This window comes from Streptomyces sp. NPDC059718 (assembly GCF_042733315.1).
Taxonomy (GTDB): Bacteria; Actinomycetota; Actinomycetes; order Streptomycetales; family Streptomycetaceae; genus Actinacidiphila.
Window position 1 is genome coordinate 19,402 of the sequence record NZ_JBHWGA010000045.1, and the last position, 16,002, is coordinate 35,403.

Genomic DNA, 16,002 nt, shown 5'->3' on the forward strand with positions numbered 1-16,002 from the left:
CGACCGGATCTGACGGTTCGTCAATTGGCGTGTCGCGGCGCCGACGCGGACGCCGGCGCGGGGCCGCGCTGGCATTGCGGGCACCAGTACGTCGCACGGGTCTGGCCGGGCGGGCCCAGCTCGGCGACGCGGATCGCCGTCCCGCAGCGCAGGCAGCCGTGCCGGTCCCGGCGGTACACCCAGTGCGTCCGGCCGCGCCGGGTGTCGCCGGTGGTGATGTGGCCGTGCCGGGTCTTGTTGGCCTGCAGCAGCTTCCTGGCGAGCTCGACGACGCGTTCGGGCTCGGGGACCTCGCCGACCGGCATCCAGGGCGTGACGCCGCGCAGGAAGCACACCTCGCACTTGTAGACGTTGCCGATGCCCGCCAGATTGCGCTGGTCGAGCAGCGCCTCCCCGACCGGCCGGGCCGGGTCGGCGGTCAGCCGGCGCAGCGCCTCGGCCGGATCCCAGTCCGGGCCCAGCAGATCGGGACCGAGGTGGCCGACGGCCCGGTCCTCCTCGGCGGTGCGCAGCAGCTCCAGCACGGGCAGCCGGTAGCCGACCGCGACCCGCTCGGCGTTGGCCAGGACCGCCCGGACCTGGTGGTCGGGACCGCCCCGCCAGCGCTCACCGGGTGCGTACAACTGCCAGGAACCGTCCATGCGCAGATGCGAGTGGAGGGTCAGCCCGCCCTCGACCCGGATCAGCAGGTGCTTGCCGCGGGCCACGACCTCCTCCACGCGGCGTCCCGACAGATCGGTCGTCGCCAGCCGCGGCACCCGCAGGTCCGCACGGAGCAGGACATGCCCCGCCAGCGCCCAGTGCAGCCGGTGCGCGGCCAGCCAGATCGTGTCGCCCTCGGGCACGGATCCCCCTGTTCCCGTTCAGGCCCGCAGCCGCAGGCCGCGGGGTGTCGCATGGAAGCCGGCCGCCTCCAGGGCCCGGCCGAGCACCGAGGTGAGGGCGGACTCGCCGTTCGTGCGTTCCACCGTGAGCCGGCCGAGCGCTCCGTCGCGTACGGCCAGGGCAAGCGCGTCGGCGGCCGCCTGCAACCGCTCCTCGTCCGGGCCGCCGCCTCCCCGGCCGTCGCCCTCCGCCGCGGAGGGGCCGGGCCAGGCCAGCAAGGTCTTGCCGCCGCGCTCCACGTACAGCGTGAGCTCGCCGTCGACCAGGACGACCAGGGCCCCCGCCTTGCGTCCCGGCCGGTGGGTCACCCCGGCGGGCTGCTCGGGCCAGGGCAGGGCGGCGCCGTAGGCGTTGGCCGGGTCGGCCGCGGCCAGCACCACGGTGCGGGACTTGTCGTGCCGAGTGTCCTCGCGGTCCCGGGCGTTGCTGATGGCCCGCAGGCGGTCCACCGCGCCGTCCATGGCGAACTGGGCCGCGCCCAGCCCCTCCACGACGTAGCCACGGCGCGCCTGTCCGGTCTCCTCGAAGGCCGACAGGACGCGGTACGCGGCGGAGAAGCCGCCCTCCACACCCTCGGCGGCCACCGCCCCCCGGGTGACCACGCCGTGCCGGTCCAGCAGCGCGTGGGTGAGGGCGTGCGCCCGGTGCGTCGCGTCGGGTTCCACCTCCGGCACCAGGGACCAGCGGCCCGCGGTCGTCGGCGGCCCGCCCCGTGACGCCGTCACCCGGGGCGCGGGCCGGCCGGTACGGGCCGTGAAGGCGCCGTAGCGGCCGCGGGGCACCGCGCGCGGCGCCCGGTGCGCGGTGGAGCCCGCCGTACGGCCGGAGCCGAGCAGGGCGCGCAGCGGCGCGAGCGTGTCGTTGGTCAGCCGGCCCGACCAGGCCAGCTCCCAGACCACCTCGGCCAGTTCCGGATCGGACAGCTCGTGCCCGGCGGCGCGGACCTGTTCGGAGATCTGCCGGAAGAACAGCCCGTAGCCGCCCGAGAGCCCGTCCAGGACCGCGTGGTGCACCGGGGAGAGTTCCAGCGGCTGGGGCTGCGGCAGCAACAGGGGGGCGGTGTCGGCGAGATACAGCGACAACCAGCCGTCCTTGCCCTGCAGCGCGCCGGCCCCCGCCCACACGATCTCGCCCGCCGACGTCAGCTCGTCCAGCATCGCCGGGGTGTAGTCCGCCACACGGGCGGGCAGGACCAGCTTCTCCAGGGCCGAGGCGGGGACGGCGGCGCCCTGCAACTGCTCGACGGCCCGCACCAGGCCGTCGAGGCCGCGCAGGCCGTGCGTGCCCACGTGCTGCCACTGCGGCAGGAAGGTCGCCAGCGTGGCCGGCGGCACGGGTTCCAGCTCGTGCCGCAGCGCCGCCAGCGAGCGCCGCCGCAGCCGCCGCAGCACACCGGCGTCGCACCACTCGTGGCCCGCGCCGCCCGGCCTGAACTCGCCCTGCACGACCCGGCCGGACGCGGCGAGCCGGTGCAGGGTGCCGTCGGCGACGGCGGTGCCCAGGCCGAAGCGCTGGGCGGCCTCGGCGGAGGTGAACGGCCCGTGCGTACGGGCGTAGCGGGCCAGCAGATCCGCCAGCGGGTCCTTGACCGGCTCGGTGAACGCCTCGGGCACACCGACCGGCAGGGCGGTGCCCAGCGCGTCCCGCAGCCGCCCGGCGTCCTCCACGGCGGCCCAGCGGTCCACGCCCGCGACGCGGACCCGGATCGCCCGGCGCGCGCCCTCCAGCCCGGCCGCCCAGCCCGGCTCCGCTCCGCGCGCGGCCAGCTCGGCGTCGTCCAGCGGGCCCAGCAGGCGCAGCACGTCGGCGACCCCCTCGGGGCCCTTGATCCGCCGGTCCTCGGTGAGCCACTGCAGCTCCTGCTCCAGTACCACCATCACGTCGGCGTCGAGCAGCTCGCGCAGCTCGGCCTGGCCCAGCAGCTCCGCCAGCAGCCGGGAGTCCAGCGAGAGCGCCGCGGCGCGCCGCTCGGCCAGCGGCGAGTCGCCCTCGTAGAGGAACTGCGCCACGTAGCCGAAGAGCAGCGACTTGGCGAACGGCGACGGTTCGGGCGTCGTCACCTCGACCAGCCGCACCTTGCGGGACTCGATGTCGCCCATCAGCTCGACCAGCCCGGGGACGTCGAAGACGTCCTGCAGGCACTCGCGGACCGCCTCCAGCACGATGGGGAACGAACCGAACTCCGAGGCAACCTGGAGCAGCTGGGCGGCCCGCTGGCGCTGCTGCCACAGCGGCGTGCGCTTGCCGGGGTCCCGGCGGGGCAGCAGCAGCGCACGGGCCGCGCACTCCCGGAACCGGGACGCGAACAGCGCGGAACCGCCGACCTGGTCGGTGACGAGCTGCTCGACCTCGCCCTTGTCGAAGGCGACGTCGGCCGCGCCGACCGGGGACTGGTCGGCGTCGTATTCGGAGCCCTGCCGCGCAGGGTCCACGTCCAGCAGGTCCAGGCCCATCAGATCCGCGTCCGGCAGACGCAGCACGATGCCGTCGTCGGCGTGCATCACCTGCGCGTCGAAGCCGTACCGCTCACCGAGCCGGGCACCCAGTGCGAGCGCCCAGGGGGCGTGGACCTGGGCGCCGAAGGGGGAGTGGACGACCACCCGCCAGTCGCCCAGCTCGTCCCGGAAGCGCTCCACCACGATGGTGCGGTCGTCGGGCACATGGCCGCAGGCCTTGCGCTGCTCTTCCAGGTAGGCCAGCACATTGTCGACCGCCCACGGGTCCAGCCCCGCCGCGGCCAGCCGGGCCCGGCCCTTGCCCGGGGCCAGGGCCGCGACCTCGCGCAGGAACGCGCCGAGGGCGCGGCCCAGCTCGAGCGGACGGCCGAGCTGGTCGCCCTTCCAGAACGGCAGCCGCCCGGGCACGCCCGGGGCGGGGGAGACCAGTACCCGGTCGCGGGTGATGTCCTCGATCCGCCAGGAGGTCGTGCCCAGGGTGAAGACGTCGCCCACCCGGGACTCGTAGACCATCTCCTCGTCGAGCTCGCCGACCCGGCCGCCGCCCTTCTTCGGGTCGGCGCCTGCCAGGAACACCCCGAACAGCCCGCGGTCGGGGATCGTGCCGCCCGAGGTCACCGCCAGGCGCTGCGCACCGGGTCGGGCCGCCACCGTGTTCGCCACCCGGTCCCACACCACGCGCGGCCGCAGCTCCGCGAAGGCGTCCGACGGATAGCGCCCGGCCAGCATGTCCAGCACCGCGGTGAACGCCGAGTGCGGCAGCGCGGCGAAGGGCGCGGCCCGGCGCACCACCGCCAGCAGTTCGTCGACGTCCCATGTGTCCAGCGCCGTCATCGCGACCAGTTGCTGCGCCAGGACGTCCAGCGGGTTGGCCGGGATGCGCAACGCCTCGATCGCGCCCTCCCGCATCCGCTCGGTGACGACCGCCGACTGCACGAGATCGCCGCGGTACTTGGGGAAGACCACCCCGGTCGAGACCGCCCCCACCTGGTGTCCTGCCCGGCCCACGCGCTGCAGGCCGGACGCCACCGAGGGCGGCGACTCCACCTGGACGACCAGGTCCACCGCGCCCATGTCGATGCCCAGCTCCAGGCTGGACGTGGCGACGACGGCGGGCAGCCGCCCGGCTTTGAGGTCCTCCTCCACCAGGGCGCGCTGCTCCTTGGAGACCGAGCCGTGGTGCGCCCTGGCCAGCAGCGGCGGCGCCCCGCGCGCCGCGCCGGACTGCGCCATGATCTCCGCAGGGGGCGCGCCCACGGGCAGGGGCTCGCCCATGGCCCGTTCGTACGCGATCTCGTTGAGCCGGTTGCACAGCCGCTCGGCCAGGCGGCGCGAGTTGGCGAAGACGATCGTGGAGCGGTGGTCCTGCACCAGGTCGGCGATGCGCTCCTCGACGTGCGGCCAGATCGAGGGCCGCGGGTCGTCGCCCTCGGTGGCGGGGGAGCCGCCGAGCTCGCCCAGGTCCTCGACCGGGACGACCACCGACAGGTCGAACTCCTTCTGCGACGGGGGCTGGACGACCGTCACCTTGCGCTGCGGCGACAGGAAGCGCGCCACCTCGTCCACCGGGCGGACCGTCGCCGACAGGCCGATGCGCCGCGCGGGGCGCTCCAGCAGCTCGTCCAGCCGCTCCAGCGACAGCGCCAGGTGGGCGCCGCGCTTCGTCCCGGCGACGGCGTGCACCTCGTCGAGGATCACCGTCTCGACGCCGCGCAGCGACTCCCGGGTCGAGGAGGTCAGCATCAGGAACAGCGACTCGGGGGTCGTGATCAGGATGTCCGGCGGCCGGGTGGCGAGCGCGCGCCGCTCGGCGGCCGGGGTGTCGCCCGAGCGGATGCCCACCCGTACCTCGGGCTCCGGCAGCCCCAGTCGCACGGACTCGTGCCGCAGGCCGGTCAGCGGACTGCGCAGGTTGCGCTCCACGTCGACGGCGAGCGCCTTCAGGGGCGACACGTACAGCACGCGGCAGCGGCGCTTGGCCTCGGCCGGCGGCGGTGTCGACGCCAGCCGGTCCAGGGCGGCCAGGAACGCCGCCAGCGTCTTCCCGGAGCCCGTGGGGGCCACCACGAGCACGTCGGACCCGCCGGCGATCGCCCGCCAGGCCCCCGCCTGCGCGGCGGTGGGCGCGCTGAAGGCCCCCGTGAACCACGCGCGCGTGGCGGGGGCGAACGCGTCGAGGGCCCCCGCCGGATCCCGCTCCTCCGGGGTGGCCCCGGTGCTCCGTCGCGACATGCCATCCATCCTGCCTCGCCCCACTGACAAACCACCCCCCTCCGTGCGTGTACGCGGCCCTTCCCGGGCCGGGCGGGCGGGAGGAGGGCGGGCACGGCGCAGAATGGGGGGATGGGGTCGGACGAGCGGGCGCGGTTCTGGAGGCATCCGGGCTTGCCGGACGTCGATCTCCTGCGGGCGCGGTACGTGCGCAAGACGTTCGTCCGGCACACGCACGAGTCGTTCGTGATCGCCGGCATCACCCAGGGAGTCGAGGCCTTCCACCACCACGGCACGATCGAGCGGGCGGGGCCGGGGGCGGTGGCGCTGATCAACCCCGACACCGCGCACACCGGGCACGCGGGCGTGCCCGAGGGGTGGACGTACAGCGTGCTGTACCCCGGGGCGGACGTCGTGGCCTCCGTCGCGGCGGAGACGACGGCGATCCGCGGGACGGCGGGCTTCACCGTCGCCGTCGCCGAGGATCCGTACGCCGTGCACCTGGTCACCCAGGTGCTGCGGGCGGCCGACCAGGGAAACGCGCTCGCCGCCGACACCATGATGCGGCTCGCCGTCGCCCGGCTGCTGCGCGCCCACGGGGGCATGCTGCCCGAGCGCGCCCTTCTCACCGCGGGCGCCCGCAACGCCGAGCGTGCCCGGCAGATCCTGGAGGCGCGCCTCACCGACCCGCCGCCGCTGGCGGAGCTCGCGGCGGGGCTGGGCACGAGCCCCTTCGCGCTGCTGCGCGGCTTCCGCGACCTGTACGGCATGCCCCCGCACGCCTGGCTCACCGACGCCCGGGTCCGGCGCGCGCGGCGGCTGCTGGACGACGGGACGGCACCGGCCGAGGCCGCGGTCGCCGTGGGCTTCACCGACCAGCCCCATCTGAACCGCCACTTCACGCGGATCGTGGGGGTCCCTCCGGGCGCGTACCAGCGGGAGCGCAAGAACGTACAAGACGGCTCCAAGGGCGCGGCCTAGCGTCGGGCAGGTGACCGCAGCACCCTTGGAAGCCGGCCGGGACCGGCAGCACCCACCGCCGTCCGTCAAGCCGCGTTCCGCGGTGGTCCGTGACGCCCTGGGAGTGGGCGTCGCCGTCGGCCTGTCCGGCTTCGCCTTCGGAGTGACCTCGGCCGGGGCCGGGCTGAGCCTGCTGCAGACCTGCGCGCTCAGCCTGCTGGTGTTCACCGGCGCCTCGCAGTTCGCGCTCGTCGGCGCCCTGGGCGCGGGCGGCAGTCCCCTGGCGGCCGCCGCCGGGGCGTTCTTCCTCGGGGTCCGCAACGCCTTCTACGGGCTGCGGCTGTCCGAACTGCTGCGCGTCCCACGCGCGGTGCGCCCCTTCGCGGCGCAGTGGGTGATCGACGAGACGTCCGCCGTCGCCCTGGCGCAGCCCGACCGGGCGAGCGCCCGGCTGGGCTTCACGGTCACCGGCGCCACCCTCTACACGCTGTGGAACCTGACCACGTTCCTGGGCGCGTTCGGCGCCGCCGCGCTCGGCGACCCGGCCGACTGGGGCCTGGACGCGGCCGGTCCGGCGGTCTTCCTCGCGCTGCTCGCACCCATGCTGCGGGGCCGCCGCGAGCGGGCCACGGCGGCGGTCGCCGTACCGCTCGCCCTGGTGTGCCTGCCGCTGCTCCCCGCAGGGGTGCCCGTCCTGGTCGCGGCGCTGGCCGCACCGCTCGTCCTGGCCGTGACCCGCCGCAAGGAGGCCGACCGTTGAGCACGTGGATCGCCGTGGGCGTCACCGCCTTCGGCTGCTACGCCGTGAAACTGCTGGGCCTGTCCGTTCCCGCGGGCTTCCTGGAACGCCCCGTCGTGCGGCGGCTGGCCGCGCTGCTGCCCATCGCCCTGCTGGCGGCCCTCACCGCACTGCAGACCTTCGGGGACGGGCGCGGCCTGGTGCTCGACGCGCGCGCCGCGGGTCTGGCGGCGGCCGGCGTCGCCCTGCTGCTGCGCGCCCCCTTCCTGGTGGTCGTCGCCGTCGCGGTGGTGGTGACCGGAGCACTGCGGGCCGTCACCGGGTGACGGGTTAATGTGACCCGTCACAACGGATGCGCAAGTGAGGGTGGGACGATGGCGGTCGACTCCCTGCCGGTCCTCTCCGACGCGGCCCGCGCCCTCGCGGCGCGCTGCGAGCACAGGGTGCACGAGATCGCCCGCTCCATGACGACGCGCGCCTTCGCCGACCTCCCCGGCTATGCCGAGCTGCCCGCGGACGTCAAGGACGGGGAGCTCGCCGCCACCGCGCGCCACGGCCTGCGGCTCTTCCTGCGCCGGGTCGTCCACGGCACTCCCGCCGAGCGGCCGGAGCGGGGCGACTTCGACCGCTTCAGGGAACGCGCCGCCCAGCGCGCCGAGGAGGGGCTGCCCCTGCACCTGGTGCTGCGCGGCCACCTGCGCGGCACCGCCGTGCTGTGGCGGGCGCTGCGGGAGGTGGCGCGACCGGGCGAGGAGGCCGCGCTCGCCGAACTCGCCGACGTCCTCATCGGCATCCAGGAGGGCATCGTCGGCGCCGTCTCCGAGACGTACCTGGACGAGCAGAGCACGCTCGCCGCCGAACGCCGTGAGGAGCGCCGCGCCCTGGTGCGGGCGCTGCTGGACGGCTCCCTGCCGCCGGAACGGTTCCCCGCCGGGCGGCTGGGCCTGGCGGGCGGCGCCCTCGTGCTCGCCCTCCATTTCCCGCCCCAGGACGCCTCCGGCCGTCCCCCGGCGGCCGCGCACCGCATGCCGCGCCGGGCCCAGGCCGCGCTGGACCGCGCCTTCGGCACCGAGGTGCCGGCCCTGCTCGACGACACCGGCGGCCACGCCGTCGTCCCCGGCCACCCGGTGCTGCCGGGCGGCGACGACGCCCTGCTCGCACCGCTGCGCCGCGCCTGCTCCGCGGACGTGCGGCTGGCCGCCGTCACGGCCGCCGGCCCCGAGGACATCCCCGGTGCGGCCCGCACGGCGACGGAGGTGCTGAGGGTGGCGCGCGCCGGAGGGCTGCCGCCGGGGCTGCACCGGCTCGACGACGTGCTGCTGGAGTACCACCTGTCACGGCGCGACGAGAGCAGCGATCGCATAGCGGCCCTGCTCGACCCGATCGCGGGCCGCCAGGACCTGGTCGAGACGCTGCGGACCTACCTCGGCAGCCGGCAGGAACGCCGCAGCACCGCGCGGCAGTTGGGGCTGCACCCCAACACCGTCGACAACCGGCTGGCCCGGATCTGCGAACTCACCGGGCTCGACCTCGCCGCGCCGCACGGCACGGCCCTGGCACTGGCCGCGCTGCTGCTGCGCGACGCCGCCGGGTGAGCCGTCCTCAGGCGAGGCGTCCGTACGCCCGCAGGGTGAGCAGCGCGTCGAGGGTGACCAGCGGCCGCCACTCCAGCAGCGTCCCGGGGGCCCACGCGGCCCGGCGCGCGGGCCAGCCGCCGTCGTCCTGCTGGCCGGCCGCCAGGAAGTCCAGCGCGCGGTCCATCTCCGCGTCCGTGAACCACTCCCGCGCCGGGGAGTCCGGCGTGCGCGCGTAGTCGTACGCGAAACGGTGCTCGCCGTCCGGGGATCCGGACGGCGGCGCGGCCTCCGGGTGCCGCCCGGGGTCCAGTACGACGAGCCGCTGCTCGCGCACGATCCGTCCCAGCCGCGCCGCCGCCGCCCGGGCCCGCGCCCGGTCGGGCGCGTGGTCCAGGAACGCCATCGCGGCCACGACCTCGCCGGGGTGGGTCTTGTCGAGGGTCTCGATCGCCTCCCAGCAGAAGTCCGTGGCCCGGAACAGCCAGGCGTGCCAGACCTCGTTGCGGTGCAGCGTGCCCACCACCGGCCCCGTGGCCAGCAGGTCGCCCGGAGGGTTGTCCACCAGGGGCAGCCAGGGGGCGACCGGGAAGCCGCGCAGCGAGGGGTGGAGCGCGGGCAGCGCGCCCTCCGGGGTCGACACGGCCGTCACGTAGCGGCAGATCCGCTCGGCGCGCTGACCGGTGCACCTGCCGATCTCGTCGAGCACGCGCAGCGCGTGGGCCACGTGCAGCGGCTGGCTGACCGTGCCGCGCAGGTCGGGCTCGAGGGCGTGGCCGTAGCCGTCGTCGCCGTTGCGGTAGGCGGTCAGCGCGGTCTCCACCGCGTCCGCCGGGCCGTTCCGGAAGTGGTACGCGAACCTGCGCTGCTCGAGCACGCGTGCGGTCAGCCACACGAAATGCTCGGCGCGTTCTAGCGGGGTTGCTGGCATGTGCGCACAGTAGGCCTCCGTAAGCGCTCTGCACACAAAAGTGCGCAGGGAGCACCCTGGCGTGCGACCACGCGCCCCCCAGTACGGGTCATCCGCCGCCGGGAGTTGACGGCCCTGGCACACCCCGGACTTAATGTGCCGGAAAACACGGGGGAGGGGGCGCGGTGGACGATCCACTGCTGTGGCGGGCCGGTTCCGAGGAACTGGCCGACTGGCTCGACGGCGTGCGGCGGAAGCTGCTCGGGGAGACGCTCGCCGGGTACGACGTGTGGAGCGGTCCGGTCTTCCCCGACTACGGGAGCGTGATCCACCGGGCCGGCGACACCGGCGCCCTCGCCCGGTACCTCACCGCCGAGGGCGCCGACGCGCTGCGCGCCACCACGCACCGCGGTGCCCGGCAGGGGGAGACCGCGGTCGAGCTCCGCGTCGAGGGCCGCACCGGCGCGGACGCCCTGCGCGTCGTGCCGTCGGGCGAGCGCGCGGGCACCGTACGCCTCACCGCCCCGGTCGCCGATCCGGCCGCGCTCGCCGCGTGGCTGCACCAGCTGTCGCCGCTGCTCCCCGTACCGGTCCCGTGCCGGGAGGCGCCGGCCGACCCGCTGCCCGAGCCGCTCGCCGTCACCCTGTACCACCGCGCAGGCGACGTCCTGATCGTCCTGGAGGCGCGCGACGGGCGTCCGGCCGGCTCCGGGCCGCGCCCCGCGGACGGCCGGGTGCTCGTCCGCACGCGGCCGGACACCCTCGCACACGAGTCCGGACTTCTCCTGCACCCGGCCGTCCTCGAACGCAGGCCGGTCACCACGGCCGGCGAACTGGCCCGGTGGCTCGGCGAACTGGACGCGGCGTGGGGGGAGCGGCCGGCGCTGTCCGCGCTCACCGGCCGCGCCGCCCGGGCCGTCCTGCCGTACGGAGACCTCCGCGCGGAGGTGCGGAAGATCGAGCACGGGACGCCGTTGGTCATGGTCGGCCGGCCCTTCGGCCCCGAGGTGACGGCCTCCGGGCCCCCGGAGCGGCTCGCGCGGTGGGCCGGGCCGCTGCTCGGGGTGGTCGTGCACCAGCGGGCCGCGTCCTCGTCGCGCCGTGCCCTGGTGAGATGGCTGCGCGGCGTGGAGGAGTCGGTGTTCGCCGGGCCCGCCGCGTGGACGGTCACCGCGTCCGCCGCCCCGCCCGGCGTGCTGCCCGGGACCCCCGTCACCACCGCCGAGCTGGCCGCCCTCCTGTCCGGCACCCCGGACGGCGGCGTACCGGGAGTGGACCGCCTCGCCCCCGGCGAAGTCTCGCTGAGGGGCGCCGGCGCGGCGTTCGGCCGGGTCGACGTCACCGGCCGCCCCGCGCGCTGAGCCGCCGGCGGCGACGGCGCCCGACCGGGCCCGGTGGCGATGCGCGTGCGGGCTCCCGGGGGTTTGAATGGGAGGGGGAACCACGACATCGGACGACCGGGTGACTACACACACCGACCTGGACAACCTCGGCTCGCCGCATGACGGCAGCGGCGCCCTGTTCGTCGTCGACGGGCACGGCGACGTCCTCATGTGCACCGGATCGGTGCACGAGCTGACCGGACGGCCCCCCGGGGCGGTGTGCGGACACCCGGTCGCCGAACTCCTGACGGCCCCGGAGGTGTGGGCACGCCTCCTCCCCGCGGCCCGCGCCGCCGCCGAAGCGGAGGACGACGCCGAGCTGCGGCACAGCGACGGCACCGCGGTCCCGGTGCGGCTGCGGGTGCAGCCGATGGCCGCGGGCGGCGGGCCGGCCGGGGGGATGGTCGTGACCGTCACACCCCGCGCGGTGGCCGAACGCCGCAAGGAGGACGAGGCACTGCTCAGGGCCCTCTTCCGGCAGCGGCACGTCGGCCTCGCGATCCACGACATGGCGCTGGAGACCACCCGGTTCAACCTCGTCTCCGGCGTCGACCTTCCGCCGGGAGCCGGCGTCCGCGTGGAGCCGACGGACTGGACCGTCGAGGACGTGCTGCTCCCCAAGGACGCGGCGGCGCTCCGGGAGCAACTGCGGCACGTGGCCGAGACCGGGGAGCCGCTGGTCGACTGGGTGCACAGCGCCCGGCGCCAGGGGACACCGGACGTCAAAAGGGTGGCGTCCTTCTCCGCCTTCCGGCTGCACGGCGCGAACGACCGCCCCGTCGGGGTCGCCGTCATCTTCACCGACGTCACCCAGGAGCACGCCGCCCGCCAGCGCATGGAGTTGATGCACGCCGCCGCGGAGGGCATCGGCCGCAGCCTGGACGTCGCCAGGGTCGCCCAGGAACTCGTGGACGTGCTCGTCTCCCACCGTTTCGCCGACCTGGCCGCCGTGGATCTCACCCACACCGTGCTGATCGGCCAGGAGCCCGGCGAGTTCCGGCTCGGTGCCCCCTTCCGCAGGGTCGCGGTGGCCTCCTTCGACGGCTCGTGGCCCCCCGAGATCCACCCCCGGGGCGCCGGTTTCCGCCTGCGCAGCCTGGAGAGCGACCACCTGCGCGGCGGCGCCGCCGTCTTCAGGTCGGACCTGACCTCCTGGCGCGAGGGCCTGGCCGGGGACCTCGAACGCAGCCGGCTGCTGCTGCCCGACACGGCGGCGTCCTTCCTGAGCGTGCCGCTGATCGCCCGCGGCCTGGTGCTCGGCGTCCTGGTGATGTGGCGGACCGCCGCCCTGCCGCCGTACGGCCTGGGCGACGCGGGCCTCGCGGAGGAGCTCGCCTCACGGGCCTCCCTGGGCCTGGACAACGCCCGCCGCTACACGCGCGAGCACCGCACCGTCGAGGCGCTCCAGCGCAGCCTGCTCCCGCCGTCGATCACCGAGACCACCGGGGTGCTGACCGCCGGCAGCTACGTACCGGCGGGCACGACGGAAGCGGTCGGCGGCGCCTGGTTCGACGTGATCCCGCTGTCCTCCAGCCGGCTGGCGCTGGTCAGCGGCGACGTCACCGGCCACGGCCTGAACGCGGCGGCCACCATGGGCAGGCTCCGCACGGCGGTGCAGACCCTGGCCGACCTCGACCTGCCGCCCGGTGAACTCCTGGCCCACATGGACGACCTCGTCGTCAGGCTCGGCGACGTCGCCCCGCCGCACGGCGAGGACCAGGACGGCACGGCGGGCGGCAGCGCGGTCGGCGCCACCTGCCTGTACTGCGTCTACGACCCCGTCGAGGGCCGCTGCGAGATGGCGAGCGCCGGGCATCCCGCGCCGGTGTACGCCGCGCCGGGCGCCCCCGCCGAGGTGATCGGCCTCAAGCCCGGTCCGGCGCTGGGCGTGGACAGCCTGCCCTTCGAGCCGGTCGGCTTCGAGGTCCCCCCGGGCAGTGTGCTGGCGTTCTTCAACGAGCCGCTCCTCTCCCACCCCGACGGCTCCGCGCAGGAGCGGCTCGGGCGTCTGTGCTCGGTGCTCGCCACGGACCCCGGCGGGACCCGCACCCCCACCCAGACCGGCCGCGCGATCCTCGACGAACTCCTGGCAGAGCCGCCCGGCGACGACGTCACGCTGCTCGTCGCCCGCATGCGCCCCCTGCCGCCCGGCTCCGTCGCCACCTGGGAGTTCCCCGCCGATCCCGCCGTCGTGGCGCGGGCCAGGACCGCGGTGGAGAGCCAGCTGCAGCTGTGGGACCTCAAGCACCTGGCGTTCACGACCGAACTCATCACCAGTGAGCTGGTCACCAACGCGATCCGCTACGGCGGCGATCCCGTCGGGCTGCGCCTGATCCGCGACGACACCCTGGTCTGCGAGGTGTCCGACCCGAGCCAGACCCAGCCCCGGCTGCGCCGGGCCCGGCTGTCCGACGAGGGCGGCCGCGGACTGTTCCTCATCGCCCAGCTCTCCAGCCGCTGGGGCAGCCGCTACACCGCGGGCGGGAAGACCATCTGGGCGGAGCAGCCGCTGTCCGAGTCCTGAGGCGGGCGGGGCGGCGTGTCCGGGCGGTGTCAGGCATCCGGGCCGCCCGGGTCGCCGGTCGCGGTGGTTCGCACTAAACCTTGGAGGACGGCCGTAGGCGGCGCCCGTCCGGTGTCCACCGGGCGGGCGCCGACGGAGGTGGTTCCAGTGGTGCACGGCAGCCCGCCCGCTCCCATGGGTGAGGCGGAGGCGGCGATCCTGCGCGCCCTGTTCACCCAGTCACCGGTCGGCCTGCACGTCCTCGACCCGGACCTGCGGGTGGTCCGCGTCAACATGGGCACCCCTGCCATGCGCGGGGTGCGCTCGGAGGACCTCCTCGGGCGGTACTTCCGCGACGCCTATCCCGTCGTCTCGCCCGACGACGTGGAGGTGCGCCTGCGCCAGGTGCTGGAGACCGGCGTCCCGCTGATCGAGGACCTCATGCGGACGTACCCGCTGACCGGGGACGGCGAGGCGCACTCCTACTCGCTCTCCGTCTTCCGGCTGGAGGACCCGGACGGGACGGTCCTGGGCGTCGCGCTCGCCGTGGTCGACGTGACCGAGAGGGAGAAGGGGCGTGCCCGGCTGCGCGTCCTCAACGCGGTGCGCGACCGCGTGGGCCGCACCCTGGACGTGGTGGTGACCTGCGAGGAACTCGTCGACGCCGTGGTGCCCGCCTTCGCCGACGTCGTCGTGGTGGAGGTCGTCGACGACGTGGTCCGCGGCGACGACCCGCCGCTGTCGCCGCTGCCCCTGGGGACCCCGTTGCGGCGGGCCGCGTTCGGGAGCAGCGCCGGCCTCGGGCAGTCCCAGGCGTACCCGGTGGGCGACGTGCGGAGCCTGCCCGACCCGACCCCGTACACCCAGGCGCTGTCCGACCTGCGGCCCCGCGTGGTGCGGCTGCACGCCGGGCTGCCGTGGCTGGCCACCGACCCCGCCCGCGCCGAGGCGATCCGCGCCTCGGGGACCCGGACGCTGCTCACGGTGCCGCTGACACTGCGCGGAACGGTACTCGGGCTGATCAGTCTCTACCGCACGGAACGGCTGGAGCCCTTCACGGAGGACGACGTCGAGATCGCGCTCCAGCTGGCCGACCACACCGCCCTGTGCATCGACAACGCCCGCCGCTACACCCGGGAGCACAGCGTCGCCGCCACCGTGCGGCGGCAATTGCTGCCCCGTCGCCCCGTCTCGCACACCGCGCTGGAGACCGCCTACCTGTCGGCGGCGAGGGAGAGCGCGGCGGGGTCCTGGTACGACACGATCCCGCTGTCCAGCGCCCGCACCGCGCTGGTCGTCGGGGACGTGGCGGGACAGGGCATCCACGCCACCGCCGGCATGGGCCAGTTGCGCACCGTCATCCGCTCGCTGAGCGCGTTCGACCTGGAGCCCGACGAACTGCTGGCCCGGCTCAACGACATCACGACGCACCTCGCCGCCGAGCGCGCCTCGCTGCCGCCCGCCGACCCGCTGCACCGGGAGGTCCTCACCGCCGCCTGCATGTACGTCGTGTACGACCCGCTGACCCGCAGATGCACGATGGCCCGCGCCGGTCATCTCGCGCCGGTGATCGTGACGCCGGACGGCAGTGCGCAGATCCCGGAGATCCCGGACGGGCCGCGGCTGGGCACCGCAGGGGGGACGCCCTTCGCCGCCGCCGAGCTCGACATCCCGGAGGGCAGTGTCCTGGCCTTCACCAGCTCACCGGTGCTGTCCCTGCACCTGGCGGGCGGTTCCACACCGCTCAAGAGCGGCCGGCCGGGGCGGGAACGTCCGCTCCAGGACCTCTGCGACGAGATCATGTACACGCTTCCCGCCGGCGTCGACCGGGGGGTGCCGATGCTCCTGCTGGCCCGCACACGCCCCTTCCCGCAGGACCGCGTCGCCGCCTGGCCGCTCGCGGACGACCGCACGGCCGTCGCCACGGCGCGGGCCCTGGTCCGCGACCGGCTCGCGGAGTGGGGAGCGGACGAGGACACGGTCTTCAACGCCGAGCTGATCGTCAGCGAACTGGTCACCAACGCGATCCGCTACGGGAGCCCCCCGATGCGGCTGCGCCTCATCAACGACCGGATGCTGACCTGCGAGGTCCGGGACACCAGCCCCGCCGCCCCGCACCTGCTGCACGCGCGCACCGTGGACGAAGGCGGCCGTGGGCTGTTCATCGTCGCCCAGCTCGCCGACCTGTGGGGCACGCGGTACGCGGAGGACGGCAAGACGATCTGGACCGAGCAGGCCCTCCCCGCGCCTGCGGGCTGACCGGCCCGCCCGCCGGGCGGCGAGGTCCACGAAGGCCGGGCCGGGTGCCGGGTGCCGTGCTGGGTCGCCGACCCCGCCGCGTGCCCGGTCCGGCGTGACAACGGGCTCGTCATTCCCGGACGG

General features: G+C 75.6%; 10 protein-coding genes. 7 read left to right on the top strand and 3 right to left on the bottom strand.

The features are described 5' to 3' along the window. Positions 1-20: 20 nt before the first annotated feature. The gene (locus ACFV3E_RS36025) at positions 21-845 is read right to left on the bottom strand and encodes a DNA-formamidopyrimidine glycosylase family protein (protein ID WP_500539075.1); all 825 of its coding nucleotides are present in this window, start codon (positions 843-845) and stop codon (positions 21-23) included. Between the two features lie 18 nt (positions 846-863). Beyond that, a complete protein-coding gene (locus ACFV3E_RS36030; protein ID WP_500539077.1) occupies positions 864-5,573 on the bottom strand; it encodes an ATP-dependent helicase in 4,710 nt (1,569 codons plus the stop codon). A gap of 111 nt (positions 5,574-5,684) precedes the next feature. On the opposite strand from ACFV3E_RS36030, the gene ACFV3E_RS36035 reads away from it, so the two are divergent. Genes ACFV3E_RS36035 through ACFV3E_RS36050 form a run of 4 tightly spaced genes read left to right on the top strand, consistent with a single transcriptional unit; the run spans position 5,685 to position 8,846 of the window. After that, the gene (locus ACFV3E_RS36035; RefSeq protein WP_500539079.1) at positions 5,685-6,533 is read left to right on the top strand and encodes an AraC family transcriptional regulator; all 849 of its coding nucleotides are present in this window, start codon (positions 5,685-5,687) and stop codon (positions 6,531-6,533) included. A 25-nt stretch (positions 6,534-6,558) separates the two neighbouring features. After that, positions 6,559-7,272, top strand: coding sequence for an AzlC family ABC transporter permease (locus tag ACFV3E_RS36040; protein ID WP_500372631.1), 714 nt, complete (start codon positions 6,559-6,561; stop codon positions 7,270-7,272). Next, positions 7,269-7,577 (top strand): AzlD domain-containing protein, encoded by a 309-nt coding sequence (locus ACFV3E_RS36045; protein WP_499514368.1) that lies wholly within the window; start codon positions 7,269-7,271, stop codon positions 7,575-7,577. Before ACFV3E_RS36040 ends, ACFV3E_RS36045 begins: the two co-directional genes overlap by 4 nt. Positions 7,578-7,625: 48 nt before the next feature. Then, positions 7,626-8,846, top strand: coding sequence for a PucR family transcriptional regulator (locus ACFV3E_RS36050; protein ID WP_500539082.1), 1,221 nt, complete (start codon positions 7,626-7,628; stop codon positions 8,844-8,846). A 7-nt stretch (positions 8,847-8,853) separates the two neighbouring features. Here the strand turns inward: ACFV3E_RS36050 and ACFV3E_RS36055 are convergent, their stop codons facing one another. After that, on the bottom strand, positions 8,854-9,756 hold the full coding sequence (locus ACFV3E_RS36055) for a hypothetical protein (protein WP_500539084.1): 903 nt from the start codon (positions 9,754-9,756) through the stop codon (positions 8,854-8,856). A gap of 164 nt (positions 9,757-9,920) precedes the next feature. Here ACFV3E_RS36055 and ACFV3E_RS36060 point away from each other — a divergent pair, with 164 nt between their 5' ends. The 3 genes from ACFV3E_RS36060 (at position 9,921) to ACFV3E_RS36070 (ending at position 15,879) form a co-directional block, all read left to right on the top strand. Then, positions 9,921-11,096 carry a hypothetical protein gene (locus ACFV3E_RS36060; protein WP_500539086.1) on the top strand — a complete coding sequence of 392 codons (1,176 nt, stop codon included), beginning with the start codon at positions 9,921-9,923 and terminating at the stop codon, positions 11,094-11,096. 100 nt (positions 11,097-11,196) lie between these two features. Continuing rightward, on the top strand, positions 11,197-13,641 hold the full coding sequence (locus ACFV3E_RS36065) for an ATP-binding SpoIIE family protein phosphatase (RefSeq protein ID WP_500539088.1): 2,445 nt from the start codon (positions 11,197-11,199) through the stop codon (positions 13,639-13,641). Positions 13,642-13,788: 147 nt separating this feature from the next. Next, a complete protein-coding gene (locus ACFV3E_RS36070) occupies positions 13,789-15,879 on the top strand; it encodes a SpoIIE family protein phosphatase (protein WP_500539090.1) in 2,091 nt (696 codons plus the stop codon). Positions 15,880-16,002: the final 123 nt, after the last annotated feature.

Coding starts and splice junctions, on each gene's coding strand:
- ACFV3E_RS36030 (WP_500539077.1), bottom strand. CDS start 5,573: ATGTCGCGACGGAGCACCGGGGCCACCCCGGAGGAGCGGGATCCGGCG.
- ACFV3E_RS36035 (WP_500539079.1), top strand. CDS start 5,685: ATGGGGTCGGACGAGCGGGCGCGGTTCTGGAGGCATCCGGGCTTGCCG.
- ACFV3E_RS36050 (WP_500539082.1), top strand. CDS start 7,626: ATGGCGGTCGACTCCCTGCCGGTCCTCTCCGACGCGGCCCGCGCCCTC.
- ACFV3E_RS36055 (WP_500539084.1), bottom strand. CDS start 9,756: ATGCCAGCAACCCCGCTAGAACGCGCCGAGCATTTCGTGTGGCTGACC.